Genomic DNA, 20912 nt, shown 5'->3' with positions numbered 1-20912 from the left:
TTCCTTTTTTGCTCTGAGGGTCAAGCTGAGCACGAAAAGCAAATGTTTCGGACATGGTTCGTCTGTTCGCTTCGCGACAGTATCGTTCAATGGCGATAGCTTTTGTTTGTTTTGAGCCTCGACATTGTTGACATCATGCGAGTGCACCGCTCGGTACGTCAGCCGAGATGCCCCACTGATGCCGACATGCCTAGGCGTAAGCGTCCTCGTTAGGCGAAGGGCCACACCTCGGCGGTGGCGAGGTGCACCAGCTTTCCAGCTAGTCCGGACAAAGTGGTTCCGAAAGGCGGGAAGGTCGAGACGAGCCGTTGTAAGCCCCTCTCTGAATCGGAAGCCGTGCATGGGCCATTTTTGTTTTTACGGAAGCACATGCGAATTCGCTCGATTGTCAGTTGCCAGCGATGCTTGAGTTGCGCTTCACTCCGGCGCTTTGCCGGGCCACAGGAGCGCGATTTGTCGGCGATCATGCGCCTGGCGTAGCGCTACTTTCTAAATTGGTTCATCAGGCTTGCAGCCTTGGCAGGGGCGGACCTGGACGGTCTCCTCGAGCACAATTCCCGCTCTGACAGACGGTGCGCCACAGTGCCGGCAATTAATACGACGAACTCATCGAGATGCCAGGTATCGCTACGTGACGCCGTCTTACGCACCAGCCGGCGAGCAAAAGTCTGGCCCCAACGCCGAATCGACTGGTCGGATGGGGCATGCTGCGTTCCATCGGACGCTGAAGGGAGGGGATAGGATAGGATAGTAGCACCAAACGGTGTGCGGGAAAGTCTCGACGGGAAACCCATGGCGCTTGTCGCTGACCAGCGCGTGCTCATACCATCGCTGTCCAGCCAAGGCTGAATGGGGCTATCGCTGCGAAATAATCGGGCCCAAAGCGGACCGGACTGATATAGCGCAAAGACACAGGAGAGCGCAGTGGTAAGGATGGAAGGCAACAACATGGGACGGTAACTGTTGCAGACCACAAAACATCGCGAAGCCCGCCTGCCTTGGTACACCATCTATCCGACTGTCGCGGAGTTCTCTGGGGCGGTCGGCGCCGACGCTTATGAGGAATGGCTCAGGAACCTACCGGCTAACGATCCGGCGTCACTCTACTTGCACGTTCCGTTCTGCCGATCAAAGTGCTGGTATTGCGGCTTCCCCACCACCATCACCCGCCATGATGCGCCGATCGTTAATTATCTGGCGGCGCTGCGTGACGAGATACGTTTGGTCTCGGAGCACGCGCCGCAGGCGCTGCCCGTGAGCGATGTGCATTTCGGCGGCGGAACGCCAACTCTCATGGGGCCAGTTGAGTTCCTCGCCCTGACGGAATTCCTGCGCCGCCACTTTGCGCTTGCGGAAACAGCTACGATCGCCGTCGAGATCGATCCACGCACGTTCACGGCCGATATGGCCGAAGCCTTGCAAGCAGCCGGCGTGAACCGCGCGAGCCTCGGCGTGCAGAGCTTCGATCCCATTGTTCAAAAAGCGATCAACCGGGTCCAGAGTGAGGCGCAGACGGCGGCTGCCGTCGAAATGCTGCGTCGGCATGGAGTGACAAGCATCAACTTCGACCTCATCTTTGGTCTCCCGCATCAAACGGTGCAGTCTTGCGTCGAGACCACGAGGGCGGCGGTCGCCATGCGCCCCAACCGGCTTGCGGTGTTCGGCTACTCGCACATTCCGTCCTTTATTAAGAATCAGCGCCTCATCGAGGAGGCATCGCTTCCGGGCAGCGCTGCCCGCGCCGAACAGGATGCGGCCATTGCCGTGACGCTGATTGCCGCCGGCTACCGAGAGATCGGGCTCGACCATTTCGCCTTGCCGGACGACGATCTCGCGCTGGCACAGAAAACCGGTCGCCTGCGGCGCAACTCGCTGGGCTACTCGGCCGACACCTGCAAAACCCTGATCGGTTTCGGCGCGTCGGCTATCGGGCGTGTCGGCGAGGGCTACGTCCAGAACGAGGTTACACGGGATTCCTACTGCCGGCACATCGCAGCTGGCCGTCTGGCGACGTCAAAGGGCTACCGTCTCACCGACGAAGACCGCGCGCGAGCCGCAATCATCGAGCGACTAATGTGCGATCTCGAGGCCGATGTGCCGGCAATCTGTGCCGCCCACGGATCTGATCCGATCCATTTTCTCGATTCAGCTGAACGCTTGGCGATGCTTGCCAAGGACGGGATTGTGGACATCGAAAAGGGTTTTGTCCGCGTACGGCGGCAGCATCGCTTTGCGATGCGCGTTGTCGCTGCCGCATTCGACGCTTTTCTCGACCGGGTTGCCCGCTGAGTCAGCCAACCAAGTGTGAGGAGGCCAAGGCGACGCCGAAGCGAAATTTGACGCCCATGCGGTTTCCTTTCTTCGAGGTCAGGATTTCACAGCCGTCGCCGGCGTAGCAGGCCTCAAGCGGCTTCCCGCCCTCGAAGAAAGCCACGGTGTCGCCATCGATCGTGATCCGCTCGAATTGGTGCGATAGCCGATCTCGTAGTAGGCGCGTACTCATCTGCGCTCTGGTCGCCGCTCTCCGCCTTATAAGCCATGACTGGATCGAGGGTTCCATCGTCAGGAAGGGATAGACCAACCGCCAATCCCGGATCCAAATTCGACAGGGCGCGCTGCTTGATCTGGTCGTCCTCAAATGTAGATCGGCTGGACCGCGGGATCGTGGCTATATGCGTGATCTTTCTCAGCTGCTTGATCGTGGATCTTGCCGCTCCCGCCGACGGCCACGATGTGGAAGGGCTTGCCCTCCACGGCGATCTCGCCGTTCCTGGTGAACGATCCCGCCGACACGATATAGGGCTTGAGGGTCGGTCACGACGATGTTGTCCCCTGCCGCGGCGATGCACGGCCGTGCCCGTCCATCGAATAGAGGTCGTGAGCTTGAGCGAGTTGGCGATCTTGCCAGCCACGAAGCTTGGCGTTCTGGCGACGCTCAACAAGGCGACCGCAGCAATGGAACGTGCTGCCAGAGAAGCCGAATCCGTTGAGGCGGGCGGCAAGCTGCGGCCGCGCGTGCAAATCTGTAGGGTCAGGGAACTATTGAAGGGCAGAAAGCCCACGCTTCCACCTGTCTATGACATTATCTCTGCCGCTGCCGCCCGGCAGGTGGCCGCCGCGGTTGCCAACGCGACAGGAAATACGGGACCCGCCGTCCTTCAAATATTCCTTCGCCGGCAGCGGACAGAAAGCCACGAACGATCAGTCGCCGACACCTGTGAACAAGCCGTGTGCGACATTGCAATCATCCATTTATTGGCTCAACTGCCCACATGGCCGTGAATGAACTGGATTTGTTGGTTTTGCAGATGGCAGTGGAAAGCGTCCGCTCACTCTGCTTGAGCTTCAATGACAAAGCGGCGGAGATAGCCGCGAGGAGCCGCGGAAACCTGCTTTTCGATGTGCGGATCGATGATGACGCCGAGGTCCAACGGCTCGCAGCCATCCGATATCGAGGCGGGCAGATTGGTGTGCTGGCGTTGGACAGACAAGGCCTTATTCGCCGCTACTGCGTCGTCGACGGTACCTTCTCCCGCTTCATTGCACCGTTGGAGAATTGGACCAGCATGCCGGTGTCAATGCAGGCCAAAATCGATGTCACTCACCATGCCGGCCTCTTCCTAGGCGCGTTGCGAAATGCCGGTCATATGTTTGGCAACTAGCGCTGGCGGAACGCGTCTGTGGATCTTTGCATCCGCCTGGGCGTTTGAGCCGGCGGCTCATCGAGGTTCTGCAGCGCGCGGATGTGCCACGGCCGGGGTGATAGCCGCCTCTGCCCAACAGATCGCCGGCGAGGGCTTGTCGGACAATGAATGTCGTCAATTCACCGTCCGAGAGATGGTGTCTGGCTCACAAGAAGCACAGCGAATTGAGACTGAAACGCAGTCCAGCTGGGAAACCCAGCGCGAAGGCCGGAAGGTAACTTATCTGCGATAGAGGCAACGGGAAGGCGCCTTCCATATAAGGCAGCGCCCAATATGTCGGTACTCGCCTGAGGAATTTCCATGGCGGGCAGGGCTACCTCGCGATCCGATCTCGATAGGCTTGTTGTACCTCAGACCGGACTCGATGTTCAGAATTTCCTCAGCGGCTTGCCCGCACGCCCCCGCCAGCTCCCCGACCACGTGCTTTTGGGCAGAGGCGCGCATTGCTGGTCTGGCAGCGAATAATCCTGCCCGACGGTTCCTCGATCGAAATCGACAATCTGCCAGCGACGGATACTGCCGGCTATGCCGGGCTTGAGGACAAGGTCGATTTTCACACCTGGCAGCTGATCAAGAGAGTTGCTCTAGCGACGCTACTGGGCGTTGGTACCGAGTTGAGCTTTGGGAAAAACGAAAGCGACCTAGTTAAGGCGATCCGGGAATCCACTCAGCAAAACATCAGTCAAGCCGGCCAGCGCATCACCGAAAAGAACCTGAATATTCAACCCACCATTATCGTCCGCCCCGGTTGGCCCCTACGCGTGATTGTACACAAGGATCTTGTGCTGCGCCCATACCCGACTTGAACAGGAGTAATCATGGCAGATCTGAAACTTGGAAAGCTTCCAGACCGGACACCTTCGAAGATGACCATCCCCGTTAGCGCGGACCTGAACCAAGCACAAGGACTATGCGGCGCTTTACCGCCAGACCTATGGCGAGTCTGAAACGGTAGCGGAACTCATACCTTTCATGCTGGCAGGGTTTCTGGAAGGTGACAGAGCGTTTGCCAAGGCCAGAAAGGAAAGCTTGCCTGCCGCCGGCATGTCAGAGAAATCGCGACGCGTGTCAGGTTCAGATTCCGAGTAATCGAAGCATAAAGTTGGTCAATTGGCGCAGCCGCCCGGGTGCCTAATTTCCCGGCGGTCGCGGCCTACCGATCCGTCATGTAAGGCCTGTGCGCGAACTTCGAGCAGCTGGAGGTCAAGTAAGTGCCTGGGCGGCCCGGAAACCGCGAACAGGCGCAGGGCGTGCTAGCCGCACTGATGCATGGTTTCAGACACGTGGGAACGCCGTTCGGTTGTTACTCAGAATGAGCTCATCTCAAAGGGGCATTCAAGAGCCGCAGCGCTGAGTAGCGGAAGCCGCAATGGGGTGCGTCGCTGACATTCAGTGAAAGACTGGGCCAAACAATCCAACCTGCTTGGGCGGATACGAAGTGGAGCCCTGCCTGCAGGGTTCCGGCGGGTCCCAGCCCTCTGCCATGCGACCCCCTTTGGGAAATACCCGCGTCGTCACAGCATCGTAAAGTGGCGCCATATGCACTATCGAATTGTTAGCTGCTGGTTTCGGCGATTTTGAGGAGGTTCGCGATCGACTGAAGACGGTGACGTTCGTCTGTGGCACTCAGACTGCCACTGAGTGCCTGGCCGTTCCACTTTCGAAATATTTGTCGAACTTCGCTGCAATGCTCCTTACAAAGGGACGACTTTCCGCCGATACGACATAACTGTCACCTTGGAGTTCAAGCGGTCGAGCAGGGTCGCCAATGGCGATGGAGCTTGCTTGGAAAAGAAGCTTTTGTCCGGCTTCCCCGAAGCGTTCCACCAGATCGGCTGCTGAAAAGCCGAAATCGCACATCAAGCGCTCGATGATCCAGCCGCGAACACGGTCATCTTCGGAAAACGCGATGCCGCGGACCGTGGCCAGATGTCCCCCCTCGACCATGCGTCCATATTCGGCTGTCGACGGCATGTTCTGCGAATAGCCCTGTCGAAACCGGCTGATCGATGACGGCCCGAGCCCGATCAGTGTTTCGCAGCGATCCTCGGTGTAGCCCTGGAAATTGCGGCGGATTGTTCCCGCGCGAGCCGAGACTGCAAGCGCATCATCCGGCTTGGCGAAATGGTCTATTCCAATCGCCTCGTATCCGGCGCCCATGATCAGACGGGCGGCAATTTGCCACTGAGCGAACCGTTCGGCCGGACCCGGCAACCATGCCTCGTCGATCATAGTCTGATGCTTCTTGAACCAGGGCACATGCGCGTAGCCGAACAGCGCCATCCGGTCCGGCTCCAGAGTCAGCGCCTGCGCCACGGTGGAACAGACGCTCTCCCTGGTCTGATGCGGCAGGCCGTAAAGCAAATCGAGGTTCACGGACCCTACGCCGCGAGAGCGAATGCCGTCGACAACCGCCTTGGTCTGCAAAAAGCTCTGCTCGCGGTTGATCGCCTTCTGCACCTTCGGATCGAAATCCTGAACGCCGAGGCTCGCCCGCGCCATGCCGATCTCGGCAAGTGTATCAAGGCGGGCTTCGTCCATGTCGTTGGGTTCGATTTCGACGCTGATCTTCGCATCGGCAAGAAAATCGAAGCTATCCCGCAGGACAGTTCCCAAGGCTATCATATCCTCGGGCTTCAGCATGGTCGGCGAGCCGCCGCCGAAATGCACGGCGCGGACATGGGCCTTGCCGCCGACAAGACCGGCGACAGTCGCGATCTCCGCGTGAAGCGAGCGGAGATACGAAGCCACCGGCTCGTAGCGGCGGGTCTGCTTTGTATGGCACGCACAGAACCAGCACAGCCGGTCGCAATAAGGGATGTGCAGGTAGAGCGAGACCTCGTCACCGCTTTCGAGCGCCTTCAACCAGCTTCGATAGACATCAGCGTCGACGCCAGGATGGAAATGCGGCGCGGTCGGGTAACTGGTATAACGCGGGACGTTCTCGCCAAGCCTGGCAGCTAATTCCGGTCTCATTTGGTGGTCCGCCGTTTTTGCCTCGCCGGAAGTCTGGACGCGTCGAAGAGCCAAAGCCCTGATTTCGGTCAGCCTCCAGCACGGACAAACTGCCGCAAGGATTTCTCTGCCATCGCTTGCTATCCTGCCGAAACTTGGGATCGGTAGCGCGAGCGTAATGACAGTACGGCAAGACATTCACAGTTCCGGCATTCCCGTTCTTTGCCTGTCTTGCGCAGCACGACATCGCGGCGTCTGCGGTGCGCTCGATCCAAACCATTTGGTTGGGCTCGCCAAAACTTCGTCGCGGCACAAGCTCGAGCCGGGGGTCGAACTGATCGCCGACGCCGAGGCCGTCGACAGCTATTCAAACTTGCTTTCAGGCGTTGTGAAGCTGACGAAGTGCCTTTCGGACGGCCGCCAGCAGATTGTCGGTCTTCGGTTCGCACCGGATTTTCTGGGACGGCCCTTCAAGGTGAAAAGCACGATCAATGTGGAAGCGGCAACCTCCGTCTCGCTGTGCTCGTTTCCGAAGGCGGCCGTTGAACGGATAATGAAGGAATCACCGGGACTCGAGCATCGCCTGCTCAAGCAGACGCTGGACGAACTCGACGAGGCACTTGAATGGATGGTGACTCTCGGGCGCAAGACCGCACCGGAGAAGGTGGCGAGCTTTCTCCTCATGATCGCCCGGAATATGGATTCCAGTATCGACCCGGCGGCTGGGTCGGCATGCTTCGATCTGCCGCTGACACGTGCCGACATCTCTGATTTCCTTGGACTGACGAACGAGACCGTGAGCCGCCAGCTTACGCGATTGCGGGCTGACGGCGTGATCCGGATCGAGAACAAACGCCATGTAACGGTCGACAGCATGAGCCGGCTGGAGCAGCGCTGCGGCGGCCGAGGCGCGCGGCAACCGGCCTTTGAATGAGACCTAAGCGTCGGGGCCTTCGTCGCTTATTACGATCCGCGGCAGGACATGCTCGCGTTCGAAAGCGATGTGTCGCCGCAAGCCTTCGAAGAAGCCGCGTAGCATGAATCCGACAGCTTCCGCGCTCTCTATCGGATCACCATGACCGATCGCTAGGAGCGTTTCGGCCACCTCGCCAGCGAAGCATTGATCCTCAAGGTGCTCGATGCGCAACCGGCTGGTAGAGGCAAGTTTGGCCTCGGCCGGAGTCAAGTGCGCCTCATACGCAGGGAAAATCACCCTCTCCTCAAACCCATGAATGTCACGGAGCAGCGGAACGATCTTCTTGGCCGTTCCAAGACATTTGAGGCGGTCGACGTTCGGCAGTGCATCGGCAATGCTTTCCAGCGAGAAGCAGAGCTCCAGCTTTTCCCGATGGGCAAGCTTCATGACCTCGCCCGGAATCGCCTCTGTGCCGGCCTGGCGCGAGAAAGCCGCACTTGTCCATGAGCGGGTTGGCCCGTGCTGCGTTTCCTTGTTCAAATCGCCACCTTCTGATTGCACCGAACTCGATGCTGCCCGAAGCAAAATCGTGCGGCTCTGACATGGATCAGGGCGAGCAGGCGGCAACTACGGAATTAATGCACCGCGGATTTGGCGTCCGCGCATTGGAATCCTGGTCGGGGACATGTCATGAAATTCGGCACGGAGATCGTCGTTCTAAGCCTGTTTGCTTTTGCGGCCCTGGTGGCTGCCGGCTTCGGCGTAGAAGGACCTTTTCGCCAGCATATGGGGGTTTTGTTCTTCGCCGTGGCTGGCTTTACCGCGATCCTGCTGCGCAACACAGATTTCAAGCCGGCGGCTCCGATCGACACCTCCGCCTACATGGATGGCCCGATCCGCTACGGAGCCATTGCAACGGTATTCTGGGGCGTCGTCGGCATGCTGGTCGGTGTGGTCATTGCGCTGCAGCTCGCGTACCCCGATCTCAACATCCAGCCCTGGTTCAACTTCGGCCGTTTGCGGCCGCTGCACACATCCGGCGTCGTCTTCGCCTTCGGCGGCAACGCTTTGCTTTGCACGTCTCTCTATGTCGTGCAGCGCACGTGCCGCGCCCGGCTGTTTGGCGGCAAACTTGCCTGGTTTGTGTTCTGGGGTTACCAGCTGTTCATCGTCATGGCCGCGACCGGCTACCTGCTCGGCATCACCGAAGCCCGCGAATACGCCGAACCCGAATGGTATGTGGATCTCTGGCTGACCATCGTCTGGGTCGCCTATCTCATCCTGTTCCTCGGCACGATCCTGAAGCGCAAGGAACCGCATATCTACGTCGCCAACTGGTTCTACCTGTCCTTCATCGTGACAATCGCGATGCTGCATGTGGTCAACAATCTGTCGATGCCGGCCTCCTTCCTCGGCTCGAAGAGCTACTCCGCCTTCTCCGGCGTCCAGGACGCCTTGACGCAATGGTGGTATGGCCACAACGCCGTCGGTTTCTTCCTCACCGCCGGGTTCCTCGGCATGATGTATTATTTCGTGCCCAAGCAGGCGAACCGGCCGGTCTATTCCTACCGCCTGTCGATCGTCCACTTCTGGGCGATCATCTTTCTCTACATCTGGGCCGGCCCGCACCACCTGCATTACACCGCCTTACCCGACTGGGCGCAGACGCTCGGCATGGCGTTCTCGATCATGCTGTGGATGCCGTCATGGGGCGGTATGATCAATGGCCTGATGACGCTGTCTGGCGCCTGGGACAAGCTGCGCACCGATCCGATCATCCGCATGATGGTGATGGCAGTCGCCTTCTACGGCATGTCGACCTTCGAAGGTCCGATTATGTCGATCAGAACGGTCAATTCGCTGTCGCACTACACGGACTGGACCATCGGCCATGTCCATTCCGGCGCGCTCGGCTGGGTTGGCATGATCTCGTTCGGCGCAATCTACTACATGGTGCCGAAACTGTGGAACCGTGAACGTCTCTATTCGCTGCGGCTCGTCACCTGGCACTTCTGGCTGGCGACGCTCGGAATCGTCGTCTACGCCGCGGTGATGTGGGTTTCCGGCATCATGCAGGGCCTGATGTGGCGCGAGTACGACGAGCAGGGTTTCCTCGTCTACTCCTTCGCCGAAACCGTCGCCGCCATGCATCCCTTCTACGTCATGCGTGCCATCGGCGGTGCGATGTACCTCACCGGCGCCCTGCTCATGGCCTGGAACGTGACCATGACCATTCTTGGCCACCAGCGCGAAGAGCAACCAATGCCAGGTTCCGAGCCCGCCCTCCGGCCTGCCGAATAGGGAGCCAGACAATGGGCTTGATGGACAAACACGCGATCATCGAGAAGAACGCCACGCTTCTTCTCGTTGGCTCTCTTCTTGTCGTGACCGTCGGCGGCATCGTCGAGATTGCGCCGCTTTTCTATCTCGACAACACGATCGAGAAAGTCGAAGGCATGCGGCCCTACTCGCCACTGGAACTCGCCGGACGCAACATCTATGTGCGCGAGGGCTGCTACCTCTGCCACAGCCAGATGATCAGGCCTTTCCGGGACGAGGTCGAGCGCTACGGCCACTACAGCCTGGCCGCCGAGTCCATGTACGACCACCCCTTCCAGTGGGGCTCGAAGCGCACCGGCCCTGACCTTGCTCGAGTCGGCAACCGCTATTCCAACGAATGGCACGTTCAGCACCTTATGGATCCACGTTCGGTGGTGCCGGAATCTATCATGCCTCGCTATGCCTTCCTGAAGGACGCGCCGATCGAGGTGAAGGACTTCTCGACGCATCTGGTTGCGAACGCGCGTGTTGGCGTCCCGTACTCCGATGAGATGATCGCGCACGCCAATGCCGATCTGATGGTCCAGGCCGACCCGAATGCCGATGCCTCCGGCGTCGAGAAACGCTATCCGAAAGCCGAAGTCGGTGATCTGGACGGCAATCCGCAGCAGGTGACCGAGATGGATGCCCTCGTCGCCTATCTGCAAATGCTGGGAACACTGGTCGATTTCAAGACCTATGACGATGCAGCCGGCTACCGCTGAGGGGGACGCAATGAGCTATAATTTGATGCGGGAATTCGCGGACAGCTGGGGTCTGTTTGCCATGGCGCTCTTCTTCGTCGGCTGCATTGCCTTTGCCTTGCGTCCCGGCGGCAAAATACAGGCCGATCAAGCCGCCCAGATTCCACTCAAGGACGACTGATCATGAGCAGCGAGCATATCGATGAAGTCTCGGGCATCTCAACGACCGGTCATGAATGGGACGGGATAAGGGAGCTCAACAACCCATTGCCCCGATGGTGGGTGATAACCTTCTACATCACCGTCGCTTGGGCGGTGGCTTATACAATTGCGTATCCGGCTTGGCCGATGCTGTCTTCCGCGACCAAGGGTGTGCTTGGCTATTCCAGCCGCAACGCTGTCAAGATTGAGCTGGCGGCTGCCGAAGCCGCCAAGGGCAAATATGTCGCGGCCATCCAGCAGAAGACCGTATCCGAGATTGCAGCCGACGATGCGCTGCGTGAATTCGCGGTAGCGGCCGGCGGAGCTACCTTCAAGGTCAATTGCGTGCAATGCCACGGCTCGGGCGCCCAAGGGTCGAAGGGCTTTCCAAACCTGAACGACGATGACTGGCTGTGGGGCGGCACGACCGAGCAGATCCAGCAAACGATCGCGCACGGCATCCGTTTCGCATCCGACCCGGATACTCGGCAGTCGGAAATGCCCCCCTTCGGTGACATCATCACGCCCGAACAGATCGCACAGGTCGGGGCCTATGTCGCCAGCCTCTCGGGCAAGGTCCAGGATGCAAGTCTTATCGAGCCCGGCGCCAAGGTATTCGCGGAAAACTGCGTCGCCTGTCATGGCGACAATGCGAAAGGCAACAAAGAGCTCGGCGCGCCCAATCTGACCGATGCGATCTGGCTCTACGCACCCGGCGAGACAGCCATCGCCGTCCAAGTCCGCGCGCCGAAGCACGGTGTCATGCCGGCCTGGATCGGGCGTCTCGGCGAGACCAAGGTTAAGGAACTTGCGGTTTATGTCCATTCGCTTGGCGGCGGAGAATAGGAACGGAAGCCTATTCTCGGCCCTCCCCGCCAAGCGACGGGGCCCGGCACGAGTCGGGCCCCGACACCATTCCGGCATGCGGCGATTGACCTGCAGCAAGGCGGCGCGGCCCACACGGCGAAGCGGGCTCACTGCAGACCGGACGTCTGTCGAAGCAGACAAGTCCGTCGCACAACGATGTCATAGGCCGCGCGCGAGTGGAGATGCACGTGCTGGATAAAACGCAGATGGAGCGGCTCGAGGCAAAAGCGGTCAACTCCGCCAAGACACGACAGCCGCTCTATGCTCCGCGCAAGAAAATCTTCCCTAAACGCGCCTCGGGCAGCTTTCGCCGCTTCAAATGGCTGGTGATGGCGATCACGCTGGGCATCTATTATCTGATGCCCTGGTTGCGCTGGGATCGAGGTCCGTTTGCTCCTGATCAGGCCGTGCTGATCGATCTTGCCAACCGCCGTTTCTACGTCTTCTTCATCGAGATATGGCCGCAGGAATTCTACTATGTCGCCGGCCTTCTGATGATGGCCGGCATCGGCCTCTTCCTGATCACGTCCACCGTCGGCCGCGCCTGGTGCGGCTATACCTGCCCGCAGACGGTATGGGTGGATCTTTTCCTAGTTGTCGAGCGGGGGATCGAAGGCGATCGCAACGCTCGCATGAAGCTCGACGCCGGCCGCTGGACCGCGCGCAAACTGGTGCTGCGTGTGTCGAAACACGCCATCTGGCTGGTCATAGCGGCAGCTACCGGCGGCGCCTGGATCCTCTATTTCGCCGATGCGCCGACGCTGATCGGCGACGTATTCAACGGCACCGCCGCTTCGGTCGCCTACGTCACCATCGCGGTGCTGACGGCGACCACCTACACGTTCGGCGGGCTGATGCGCGAGCAAGTCTGCACCTACATGTGCCCGTGGCCGCGCATCCAGGCTGCCATGCTCGACGAGAATTCGCTCACTGTGACCTACAATGACTGGCGTGGCGAACCTCGTTCGCGGCACGCCAAGAAGGTCCAGGCTGCGGGGCAGCCGGTCGGTGACTGCGTCGACTGCAATGCCTGTGTCGCAGTCTGCCCGATGGGGATCGACATTCGCGACGGCCAGCAACTCGAATGCATCACTTGCGCGCTGTGCCTTGATGCCTGCGACGGCGTCATGAACAAGCTCGGCAAGGAGCGCGGGCTGATCTCCTATGCGACGCTGTCCGACTACAACGCCAACATGGCGGTGGCGACCGCAGGCGGCTCCGGTCCCGTGAACCCTTCACTCGTCAGAACGGCCGACAGCACATTCTCCGCCAGGTTGGCGCATTTCCATATTCGCAAGATCTTCCGGCCGAGGACCTCCTTCTACATGGGCGCGTGGACGGCGGTCGGGCTTGCCTTGATCTATTCGCTGCTGACGCGCGACCGACTCGAGATCAACGTCCTGCACGACCGCAATCCGCAATTCGTGACCCTGTCCGACGGCTCGATCCGCAACGGTTACACCGTCAAGCTGCTTAACATGATCCCCGAGCCAAGGACGATCGTCGTCACGATGCAGGGCTTGCAGGGAGCCGAAATGAGCGTCGTCGGCAGTGATCTGCCGGCAGCTCGCTTCTTCGCCATCGCGGTCGAACCCGACCGGCTGAACATGCTGAAGGTCTTCGTGCGCCAGCCAGCGGATGAGGTTCGGCACGCTGCACAAACCTTCAAGTTCCGCGTCGAGGACAGAGCGAGCTTCGAATCGGACGAATACACCGCCACCTTCAACGCCCCGGAGATCGCCAGATGAGCACCAATACGCAAAAGACGCGTGAGTTCACCGGCAGGCACATGCTGCTCACCATTCTCGGCTTTTTCGGCGTGATCATCGCGGTCAATCTCACGATGGCGACACTCGCCAGCACGACCTGGACCGGCCTTGTCGTCGAGAACACCTATGTGGCCAGCCAGCAATTCAACCGAAAGGCCGAGGAAGGGCGCGCGCAGGCGGCACTCGGCTGGACCGGCAAACTGACGATCGCTCGGGGTGAGGTCCGCTACAGCTTGAGCGATACCACCGGCAAGCCGGTCCCCTTGCATGGCGTCAAGGTGCTGTTTCGCCATCCCGCATACGAGAAAGAGGACAAGTCCGTTACGCTCGCCCTCGCCTCCGGCGAGGAATTCGCGGCGCGGCACATGCCGAAGGACGGCGTCTGGATCGTCGAAGTCGACGCCGATGCCGGCCTGGCGCAACCCTATCGCGACGTCCGCAGGATCATGATTTCGCAAGGAGCGCTGCAATGAGCTGCTGTGCACCCGGCGCGGAACAGGCAATGGATCTGACCGGTACCACATCGGTCCTGCCATCTGGCCAGGAGATCAGGTTGGCGAGCCGCTTGGTTGGCGATGGTCTTCGCCAGACCGACCTTTCAGTACCGACGGTTCATTGCGCAGCCTGCATCCAGGCGATCGAGACGGCGCTGGCAAAGCTCGACAATGTCGAAGACGCGCGTGTCAACTTGTCGACCAAGCGCGTCGCGATCCGGTGGCGAGGCGACGAGGTGCCGCCCTTCGTCGCTGCGCTGAGACGACTGGGCTACGAGGCGCATCTGTTCGCCGCCGAGATCGATGAAAAAGACAAGACGCTTGCCGAGCTGATCCGCGCGGTCGCGGTCGCCGGCTTCGCCGCCGGCAACATCATGCTGCTTTCGGTCTCGGTCTGGTCCGGCGCCGAAGGTGCTACCCGCGACCTGTTTCACTGGGTCTCTGCATTGATCGCCATCCCGGCGCTCACCTTTGCCGGCGGCATCTTCTTCCGCTCGGCCTGGAATGCACTGCGCCACGGCCGCATGAACATGGACGTGCCGATCGCGGTTGGGGTGTCGCTCGCTTATGCCATGAGCCTCTACGAGACGATCAATCATGGCGATCACGCCTATTTCGACGCCTCGGTTTCGTTGCTGTTTTTCCTGTTGATCGGCCGCACCCTGGATCACGTCATGCGCGAACGGGCACGGACCGCCGTGAAAGGCCTGTCCCAGTTGGCCGCACGTGGCGCCATGGTGCTGCGCGGCGATGGCGCGCGCGACTACCTGCCGGTTGGCGAGATCGAACCGGGCATGCACCTTCTGGTCGCCGCAGGCGAAAGGGTCCCTGTCGACGGCCGGATCATTCGGGGCGCCTCGGATCTCGACTGCTCGCTGGTTTCTGGCGAGAGCACACCAAAAACCGTGACGTCCGGGCAACAGGTTCAGGCCGGCACGCTCAACCTTACCGGCCCCCTGACCATCGAAGCGACCGCTGCGGCAAAGGACTCCTTCCTGGCGGAAATGGTCCGGCTGATGGAAGCCGCCGAAGGTGGTCGTGCGCACTATCGGCGGATCGCCGACCGTGTCTCGGCGCTCTATGCGCCGGTGGTCCATCTCACCGCCTTCGTGACGTTCCTTGGCTGGATGGCGGTAACCGGCGACTGGCACCGGGCAGTGACGATCGCGATCGCCGTTCTCATCATCACATGCCCGTGCGCGCTCGGCCTCGCCGTGCCGATCGTGCAGGTGGGGGCGGCGCGGCGCCTGTTCGAAAACGGCATCATGGTCAAGGACGGTTCGGCCATGGAACGCCTGGCCGCGATTGATACGGCGGTGTTCGACAAGACCGGCACACTGACGCTCGGACAGCCCAGGCTGGTCAACGCGTCGACCATCGATCCGGCGATGCTGGCGATCGCAGCCGACATGGCGGCGCACTCCCGTCACCCGTTCTCGAAGGCCATCGCCGTATTCGCGGGTTTTGCCGGCCAGCCGAAGCTGGAAGCCGTCAGCGAGCACCCGGGTCTCGGCATCGAAGCCACGACCGCGGACAGCACCTGGCGTCTTGGTCGGCGCGGCTGGGCCGGATGGAAAGCCCGGACCGGTGGCGAAGGCAAGTATGGCGGCTATGGCGGGACGGTGCTTTCGAAGAATGGGAGGATCGTCGCCTCCTTCACGTTCGAGGACGCTACGCGCGCCGACGCCAAGGCGGCGGTCGGACAATTGAAGGATGCCGGCGTGTCGGTCGAAATGCTGTCGGGCGATACCCCGGACGCTTGTGGCGATGTCGCAAGAATATTGGGCATCGACCGTTTTGTTTCGGCGCTGCTGCCGTCCGAGAAGGCTGAGCGGATCGAAGTGCTGACCAAGGCCGGCCACAAGGTCCTGATGGTGGGCGACGGGCTCAACGACACGCCAGCGCTGGGCGCGGCGCACGGCTCGATCGCTCCAGCCACCGCCGCCGATATCGGCCGCAACGCCGCCGATTTCGTGTTCCTGCGTGAAAGCCTTTCGGCAGTACCCCTTGCGCTGGACGTCTCGCGGAAGGCAGGGCGGCTGATCCGCCAGAACATAGCCATCGCGATCATCTACAACGCTGTTGCCGTGCCGATCGCCATTCTGGGGCATGTCACGCCGTTGATCGCCGCGATCGCGATGTCGGCCTCATCACTGCTTGTCATTGGCAATGCATCGAGGCTGCAAAGTTTTGTGCCAGACGAGCCAAGGAGAACTGCTCCGCCAGACAGGCGCCCCCACACTGGCACATTGGCGCAACCCTCATGACAATCCTGGTTTATCTCATACCTGTTGCTCTGTTGGCGGGCGGGCTTGGACTGTCTGGCTTCCTGTGGGCCTTGAGGTCTGGTCAATACGAGGATCTCGACGGAGCGGCCGAGCGTATCCTCATTGACCGGAACGAGCGGCCGGAACGCTGATTCAAGCCGCGTGCAGACGGTTACGTCGGGCACTGCCAACTGTGAAGCTGATCGCGTCGGGCGGGATCCGCGACGGCGTCGATGTGGCCAAGGCCATCCGCCTGGGCGCGGACATCGCCGGGCAGGCGGCCGGCGTGCCGCGCGCGGCGACGGTGTCCACCGAGGCGGTTGTCGCGCATTTCGAGATCGTCATCCGCCAGTTGGCCGTCGCCTGCTTCTGCACCGGCTCGGCTGATCTGGCGGCGTTGCGTCAGGCGCGCTTGTTGCCCTCGGCGGCCCTCAGAGGCGGAATCCGATCCGAGAAGATTTCGCTTTGTTTCCAAATAGTTGTGATTTGCGCAGCGGCAGCGCTAACCAACATAGGTACCAAAATATTTCTGCGGATTGTTTCGGTTCCCAATATCTATCCATCCTGCGCCCAATCGAACGGAGGTTTAAGCTTGCGGACCACGAACTCACCGAGCGCCCGAGCCGCGGCTGGACTCGCTGGAGAGACAAGGGCATCGGCAACACTATAGGCGCAGTTATGCGACGCTAAGTTTCCGGAAATAGCTTAGGAAACAGTTCGTCCAACGTGTCGACCGGGAAGCGTAGCGATACCGGTCCTTTCGGGGTATCGGACGCAAGCAGGCCAAGCTCGAGCACCTCGGTAAACACGCGGCGGGCCGTACGTTCCGGCAAGCCAGCGATACGTGAGGCCTCACCGCGATCGAACTCGCCGCGCAGAAGCGCCTCCTCGAGCAGCCGGAAAGCTTCTGGCTTCAGGTCGTAGCGTTGAACGAACCGCTGCAGACGCCGGGCAAGTTGGTTCAAATCGAACAGGCTGGACATGAAACTGACCTGATCGATGCATACGCGTAGAAACCATAAGGTAAAATCCGCCAGCGCCCGCATAGAAAGATTACCGCGGCCGTCGCGATCGCCTTGGCGTGGCATGTCGGCGTGATCCATCATGCGTTTATAGTCGCCGCGGCTTTCCAGACCCCGCGCCAGGCCTCGGGAAATCGACCACAGCCCGTGCGCGGCGATTCCTGCCTCATGGGCCATGGCGTGACTCATCAAGCGGCTGACGCGTCCATTGCCGTCTGGGAAGGGATGAATGTAATTGAACCGATGATGCGCGGCCGGAATCGCCAATATCCTAGCCGCTTTGCCCGTACGTTGGAAGCGGTACCGGCTAGCGAAATGCTCCATGAACGCTTCGACGCGATCGCTTGACGGCGGCTGGTGGCGGCCGACAGTGACATCATGTTCGGGCTGTGATCGCCACCGACCCGGAACCATCAAGAATTCTCTGTCTGCGCCGCGAATGCGCAACATCGCCTCATCGGCGTCACGGTAGAATTCCGCATGCAGCCAGCGCAAAAAATCAAGCGAAGCCGGTTCTGGGAGCTGACCCTCTGCGGCCAGGCGATCGATTTCCCCCTGCAGTCGAACATGGGCCGCGGCTTCCACCTGCAGGTTGCGTCGTTCCTGGTCTTTGTCGAATTCGCCGGCGAGGGCGCGTTCGATGTCGCGGGGGCGCGTGTTGTGACCCTCGATCAGGTTGCTGTAATAGGTGTTCATGATGCGCACGAGATCCGCCAGGTTCGCGGCCGTGCGCGGATGCAGCTTGGCGCCGAGAACCGCCGAGCTTGCTGACAGCTCAGCCAGCGCGTCGGAGATAGGCTCCGCAACGTCTTCCAGGCGCGCCGGCTCGATGCGCTGTACGGTCTCTTCCATAATTGGCCGATGTTAGATCGCGCTAAGTACGTATATGTCAACAGAAATTTTAGCTGAGCGCCCATAACTGGCCGATCATTTGGCCGATGTTTAGCGCTACCTCAGCTTCACCGAGACGGTTGATCGACGACGCCAATGCCAATGCCGATGATGGCCGATATTCGCTATGCTTAGCGCATTGATAGCATGTACAAATTTGCGATCGGTAGGTCGATTTGGCCGATCGCTTGGCCGAACTTCGCCGGTCGCGCTGACTAGGATATACGACCAGGAAAATATAGGCGACTCCAAATGATTCTCCAGAGACTGCGGAAGCACGCGACGCTGCGACCAGGCTGCGCGAGGACTCGAACGAGGCAGCCCAATATCTGCTGAGCTCTGCGAGCGCGTGTGGAAACCCGATGCGGGCCGCCAGGTTCTCACGTTTGCGTTTGAGCGCGATCCATTCGCTCTCAAATCGCAACTGGCGTCTTTGACGCTGGATTTGAACCCACAATAGGTACGCGCCGACAAGAGCAAATACGCCTGTAAGCAACGTCTGCCAGTCATAGGCGCGCCGATGAACGGATTATGGAATTTCGGTAGCGGCTCCGCGCAGCGCTCGAACAGGCTCTGAGCAAGCGCGTTTTCGCAAGTTCGGCAGATTCACGCTATACAACCTCTGTCTTCTGCTCACGCGATACAGCTAGGCAGCGTGGGCAGTTCAGTCACCAATTCTGCGAAGCGTCAGACATGCGACGGCTCGCCGGCAATATATTCACCGGCGTTGGATGCCGGCTGGCGTAGCTCCGTTGCGTCGGACCACCAGGCTTGATCTCCGGTCTCTGCCTCCAGCAACCTGAGCAAAGCGCGATTGGCGGGATCGCGCAGAAACACCCGATAGCCTTCGGCAATCTCCGTAGGCAATCGGGTCGCGTTAGCGAGGCTGAGCAAAAGGGCCGAGCTGACGCGGATCGTAGCTGCAGACCGGATTGTCCGATGTGAGGAAAGGCGTGCTTGTCCTGTTGTGGAGCACCAACCACCTCATTCAACGCTGCGAATGCGTCGACGAAGCAGTTTCCTTCCGGAAAAAAGGCAGCGAATGTGTCGACCACACAGACGCCAAACTGCAACAGATTTGGAAACTGCCTCTAAGTTCCATAAGATATGTTATGCGACTTTTATCAGTAATAATATGCTATTTCTTGGAATTATAAAGTATTACTGTATAGATGTGCAGGCGCGGAGACCTTGAGTGAGGCCATCAGGCACACTAAGGCGGCTCAGCGCCGATCGATGTAGTCGTCAACGCTTTCGAGGAAGGGTGATGTCTCTGAGATATCCACGACAAATCCTTTTCCTGATATGTGTCCATGCCTTCCAAAGATGACAGTGTCCCACCCCAGCAAGCGGATGCCTTTCGCGGTCGGGAACAGGTCGGCGAGCATGGTCTGTGCCACCTCAAGCATTTCATTGGCGCCCAGCAAGAGCCTTGGAAGGGTTCGGCTGCGTGTGACCTGCTGGAAATCGGTGAACTTCACCTTCAGCGTCACCGTCCTGCCGGAAAGGTGCTTGGCTTCGCAATGGCGCCAAACCCTTTCGGCCAGCGGTGCCAGCTCGGCGCGCGCCGCATCAAGGGCAAAGATACCGACCGCAAAGGTATCTTCGGCGCCGACCGATTTCCGTGGACGGTCGGGCTGAACCGACCGCTCATCGATTCCCCGGACGATCTGATAATACCAGTTTCCCGACTTGCCGAAATGTTGCTGCAAGAAAGCTAGCGGCTTCTCGCGCAGATCGGCGACGGTCTGGATGCCCAACTTCTCCAATTTTGGTAGCGCGTCCATGTCGGCGCGCAGACCGATCACCGGCCCGGCGCCATGTCGCCCTCTGATAAGTGCAACGATCCCAGTCTCGGCAATGCCGAACTCATTTCAGTGATGGCCGAAGGAAGTGAGCTTCTCGCGGACATAGCGCGCCGTCTCGTTACCAGCGAACCCCAGTTCGGGGAACTCATGCAGATGGCGACGCCACTCGGTGGCCGAGGGTGCCGTTAACTTCGATGAGATCCACTTTGACTCCCCTGGATGCTTCGAACCCTCACTCTGTCGAGAGTGCCCGTACGAGATGACGCACATCCCGCAAAATCACTGGAGATGTGAAACGTTTCGATCTCAAACTGAGGATCAATGGCATGTATCAGCAGGCAGGACGGTTATTCTCTTACGGTCCAACACTTGTCACCGGCCCGGGGAGTAGCTATCGCTCATGAGCAAGGGAGCATACTTTCCGATGCTTGATGATCTCGATCGGCGCCTCGTGGCCGCCCTCCAGAAGAACAACCGGCTCTCTTTCGCGGAGCTAGCCGACCTCGTTGGCTCTTCCGCAGCCTCTTGCATGCGGCGCGTTAACAAGCTCCGCGCGGACGGCGTGATCATCGCCGACATCTCACTTGTTGACCCGAAGGCGTTGGGAAAGTCCCTAACCGTGGTACTGACCGTCGAATTGGACAGGGAACGGCTGGACCTCGTCGACGATTTTAAGCGCGCCATGCGCGCAGCCAAAGAGGTCACCCAGTGCTACATGGTGACGGGAGACGCGGACTTCGTGTTGATAGTCGCCGTCGAGGACGTGGAGGCGTTCGACGTGTTCGTGAAAACCAAGCTCTACACGAACCCGAACGTTCGGAAGTTTCGCAGCATGATCACTCTGGACCGAGTGAAGTTCGAACCACGAGTCCTAGTCTGAAGCGTGACTTCCGCAGCTTTTCCTACATGCCCGCACACTTTTTGAGGTGAGCATTGCGTCTGCTTCGGCAGATTGCTCATTTCTCCCCACCAATTCCTGCGATCAAATGTGTGGT

Annotated in this window: 19 protein-coding genes and 4 pseudogenes; 17 read left to right on the top strand and 6 right to left on the bottom strand. The window is 60.0% G+C overall.

What is annotated here, in order from left to right; genetic code table 11:
• Positions 1–963: 963 nt before the first annotated feature.
• Positions 964–2289, top strand: a complete 1326-nt coding sequence (hemN, locus tag J1C56_RS29060) for an oxygen-independent coproporphyrinogen III oxidase (protein ID WP_010914012.1) — start codon at positions 964–966, stop codon at positions 2287–2289.
• A gap of 1 nt (position 2290) precedes the next feature.
• On the opposite strand, the gene J1C56_RS33150 is transcribed toward hemN (J1C56_RS29060), so the two are convergent.
• Positions 2291–2560 carry a ZinT/AdcA family metal-binding protein gene (locus J1C56_RS33150; protein WP_275945190.1) on the bottom strand — a complete coding sequence of 90 codons (270 nt, stop codon included), beginning with the start codon at positions 2558–2560 and terminating at the stop codon, positions 2291–2293.
• A 61-nt stretch (positions 2561–2621) separates the two neighbouring features.
• Positions 2622–2849: pseudogene (locus tag J1C56_RS33360) on the bottom strand (hypothetical protein); the annotation flags it as partial.
• Between the two features lie 34 nt (positions 2850–2883).
• On the opposite strand from J1C56_RS33360, the gene J1C56_RS29045 reads away from it, so the two are divergent.
• The 5 genes and pseudogenes from J1C56_RS29045 to J1C56_RS33800 all read left to right on the top strand — a co-directional run.
• Positions 2884–3282 carry a hypothetical protein gene (locus J1C56_RS29045; protein WP_214393446.1) on the top strand — a complete coding sequence of 133 codons (399 nt, stop codon included), beginning with the start codon at positions 2884–2886 and terminating at the stop codon, positions 3280–3282.
• A complete protein-coding gene (locus J1C56_RS29040) occupies positions 3273–3662 on the top strand; it encodes a hypothetical protein (protein ID WP_214393415.1) in 390 nt (129 codons plus the stop codon). Before J1C56_RS29045 ends, J1C56_RS29040 begins: the two co-directional genes overlap by 10 nt.
• A 464-nt stretch (positions 3663–4126) precedes the next feature.
• A pseudogene (locus tag J1C56_RS29035) lies at positions 4127–4510 on the top strand (TraB/TrbI/VirB10 family type IV secretion system protein); the annotation flags it as partial.
• 12 nt (positions 4511–4522) lie between these two features.
• A complete protein-coding gene (locus J1C56_RS33805) occupies positions 4523–4651 on the top strand; it encodes a DUF2274 domain-containing protein (protein WP_420797439.1) in 129 nt (42 codons plus the stop codon).
• A 13-nt stretch (positions 4652–4664) separates the two neighbouring features.
• Positions 4665–4793 (top strand): annotated as a pseudogene (locus J1C56_RS33800) (DUF2274 domain-containing protein); the annotation flags it as partial.
• Between the two features lie 537 nt (positions 4794–5330).
• Here the strand turns inward: J1C56_RS33800 and hemN (J1C56_RS29025) are convergent.
• A complete protein-coding gene (hemN, locus tag J1C56_RS29025) occupies positions 5331–6680 on the bottom strand; it encodes an oxygen-independent coproporphyrinogen III oxidase (RefSeq protein WP_097572451.1) in 1350 nt (449 codons plus the stop codon).
• Positions 6681–6837: 157 nt separating this feature from the next.
• On the opposite strand from hemN (J1C56_RS29025), the gene J1C56_RS29020 reads away from it, so the two are divergent.
• Positions 6838–7593, top strand: a complete 756-nt coding sequence (locus J1C56_RS29020) for a Crp/Fnr family transcriptional regulator (protein WP_136622685.1) — start codon at positions 6838–6840, stop codon at positions 7591–7593.
• A gap of 3 nt (positions 7594–7596) precedes the next feature.
• Here the strand turns inward: J1C56_RS29020 and J1C56_RS29015 are convergent, their stop codons facing one another.
• Positions 7597–8136 carry a hemerythrin domain-containing protein gene (locus J1C56_RS29015; protein WP_010914029.1) on the bottom strand — a complete coding sequence of 180 codons (540 nt, stop codon included), beginning with the start codon at positions 8134–8136 and terminating at the stop codon, positions 7597–7599.
• 129 nt (positions 8137–8265) lie between these two features.
• Between J1C56_RS29015 and ccoN the strand changes: the two genes are divergently transcribed.
• The 9 genes and pseudogenes from ccoN to J1C56_RS28970 all read left to right on the top strand — a co-directional run.
• Positions 8266–9876 carry a cytochrome-c oxidase, cbb3-type subunit I gene (gene ccoN, locus J1C56_RS29010; RefSeq protein ID WP_214393414.1) on the top strand — a complete coding sequence of 537 codons (1611 nt, stop codon included), beginning with the start codon at positions 8266–8268 and terminating at the stop codon, positions 9874–9876.
• A gap of 11 nt (positions 9877–9887) precedes the next feature.
• Positions 9888–10619: a cytochrome-c oxidase, cbb3-type subunit II gene (ccoO, locus tag J1C56_RS29005; RefSeq protein WP_214393413.1), complete on the top strand. Its 732-nt coding sequence runs from the start codon at positions 9888–9890 to the stop codon at positions 10617–10619.
• A gap of 10 nt (positions 10620–10629) precedes the next feature.
• Positions 10630–10779, top strand: a complete 150-nt coding sequence (locus J1C56_RS29000; protein ID WP_214393412.1) for a cbb3-type cytochrome c oxidase subunit 3 — start codon at positions 10630–10632, stop codon at positions 10777–10779.
• A gap of 2 nt (positions 10780–10781) precedes the next feature.
• The gene (ccoP, locus tag J1C56_RS28995) at positions 10782–11645 is read left to right on the top strand and encodes a cytochrome-c oxidase, cbb3-type subunit III (RefSeq protein ID WP_019856557.1); all 864 of its coding nucleotides are present in this window, start codon (positions 10782–10784) and stop codon (positions 11643–11645) included.
• A 203-nt stretch (positions 11646–11848) separates the two neighbouring features.
• Entirely contained in the window at positions 11849–13414 is a 1566-nt protein-coding gene (gene ccoG, locus J1C56_RS28990) for a cytochrome c oxidase accessory protein CcoG (protein WP_246592096.1), read from the top strand.
• Entirely contained in the window at positions 13411–13908 is a 498-nt protein-coding gene (locus J1C56_RS28985; protein WP_214393410.1) for a FixH family protein, read from the top strand. The genes ccoG and J1C56_RS28985 overlap by 4 nt, the downstream gene beginning before the upstream one ends.
• The gene (locus J1C56_RS28980) at positions 13905–16196 is read left to right on the top strand and encodes a cation-translocating P-type ATPase (RefSeq protein ID WP_214393409.1); all 2292 of its coding nucleotides are present in this window, start codon (positions 13905–13907) and stop codon (positions 16194–16196) included. The genes J1C56_RS28985 and J1C56_RS28980 overlap by 4 nt, the downstream gene beginning before the upstream one ends.
• Complete coding sequence (ccoS, locus tag J1C56_RS28975; protein ID WP_136622694.1) at positions 16193–16348, top strand: cbb3-type cytochrome oxidase assembly protein CcoS; 156 nt, start codon at positions 16193–16195, stop codon at positions 16346–16348. Before J1C56_RS28980 ends, ccoS begins: the two co-directional genes overlap by 4 nt.
• 20 nt (positions 16349–16368) lie before the next feature.
• Positions 16369–16638: pseudogene (locus J1C56_RS28970) on the top strand (alpha-hydroxy-acid oxidizing protein); the annotation flags it as partial.
• 244 nt (positions 16639–16882) lie between these two features.
• Here J1C56_RS28970 and J1C56_RS28965 read toward each other — a convergent pair.
• Together J1C56_RS28965 and J1C56_RS28960 are read right to left on the bottom strand one after the other, a co-directional pair.
• Positions 16883–18070 carry a Fic family protein gene (locus J1C56_RS28965; RefSeq protein ID WP_006329252.1) on the bottom strand — a complete coding sequence of 396 codons (1188 nt, stop codon included), beginning with the start codon at positions 18068–18070 and terminating at the stop codon, positions 16883–16885.
• Positions 18071–19332: 1262 nt separating this feature from the next.
• Positions 19333–19917 (bottom strand): DinB/UmuC family translesion DNA polymerase, encoded by a 585-nt coding sequence (locus tag J1C56_RS28960; RefSeq protein ID WP_338001524.1) that lies wholly within the window; start codon positions 19915–19917, stop codon positions 19333–19335.
• A gap of 424 nt (positions 19918–20341) precedes the next feature.
• Here J1C56_RS28960 and J1C56_RS28955 point away from each other — a divergent pair, with 424 nt between their 5' ends.
• The gene (locus J1C56_RS28955; RefSeq protein ID WP_214393408.1) at positions 20342–20797 is read left to right on the top strand and encodes an Lrp/AsnC family transcriptional regulator; all 456 of its coding nucleotides are present in this window, start codon (positions 20342–20344) and stop codon (positions 20795–20797) included.
• The last annotated feature ends 115 nt before the right edge of the window (positions 20798–20912 follow it).

It is taken from the genome of Aminobacter anthyllidis, from assembly GCF_018555685.1.
Lineage (GTDB): Bacteria > Pseudomonadota > Alphaproteobacteria > Rhizobiales > Rhizobiaceae > Aminobacter > Aminobacter anthyllidis.
The sequence above is the reverse complement of the archived record's forward strand: the minus strand, read 5'-3'. Positions and strand labels throughout refer to the sequence as shown.

Coding starts and splice junctions, on each gene's coding strand:
- J1C56_RS28955 (WP_214393408.1), top strand. CDS start 20,342: ATGCTTGATGATCTCGATCGGCGCCTCGTGGCCGCCCTCCAGAAGAAC.
- ccoG (WP_246592096.1), top strand. CDS start 11,849: ATGCACGTGCTGGATAAAACGCAGATGGAGCGGCTCGAGGCAAAAGCG.
- ccoN (WP_214393414.1), top strand. CDS start 8,266: ATGAAATTCGGCACGGAGATCGTCGTTCTAAGCCTGTTTGCTTTTGCG.
- ccoS (WP_136622694.1), top strand. CDS start 16,193: ATGACAATCCTGGTTTATCTCATACCTGTTGCTCTGTTGGCGGGCGGG.
- J1C56_RS29020 (WP_136622685.1), top strand. CDS start 6,838: ATGACAGTACGGCAAGACATTCACAGTTCCGGCATTCCCGTTCTTTGC.
- J1C56_RS33805 (WP_420797439.1), top strand. CDS start 4,523: ATGGCAGATCTGAAACTTGGAAAGCTTCCAGACCGGACACCTTCGAAG.
- hemN (WP_097572451.1), bottom strand. CDS start 6,680: ATGAGACCGGAATTAGCTGCCAGGCTTGGCGAGAACGTCCCGCGTTAT.
- ccoO (WP_214393413.1), top strand. CDS start 9,888: ATGGGCTTGATGGACAAACACGCGATCATCGAGAAGAACGCCACGCTT.
- J1C56_RS29040 (WP_214393415.1), top strand. CDS start 3,273: ATGGCCGTGAATGAACTGGATTTGTTGGTTTTGCAGATGGCAGTGGAA.
- ccoP (WP_019856557.1), top strand. CDS start 10,782: ATGAGCAGCGAGCATATCGATGAAGTCTCGGGCATCTCAACGACCGGT.
- J1C56_RS28965 (WP_006329252.1), bottom strand. CDS start 18,070: ATGGAAGAGACCGTACAGCGCATCGAGCCGGCGCGCCTGGAAGACGTT.
- J1C56_RS28980 (WP_214393409.1), top strand. CDS start 13,905: ATGAGCTGCTGTGCACCCGGCGCGGAACAGGCAATGGATCTGACCGGT.
- J1C56_RS28985 (WP_214393410.1), top strand. CDS start 13,411: ATGAGCACCAATACGCAAAAGACGCGTGAGTTCACCGGCAGGCACATG.
- J1C56_RS33150 (WP_275945190.1), bottom strand. CDS start 2,560: ATGGAACCCTCGATCCAGTCATGGCTTATAAGGCGGAGAGCGGCGACC.
- J1C56_RS29000 (WP_214393412.1), top strand. CDS start 10,630: ATGAGCTATAATTTGATGCGGGAATTCGCGGACAGCTGGGGTCTGTTT.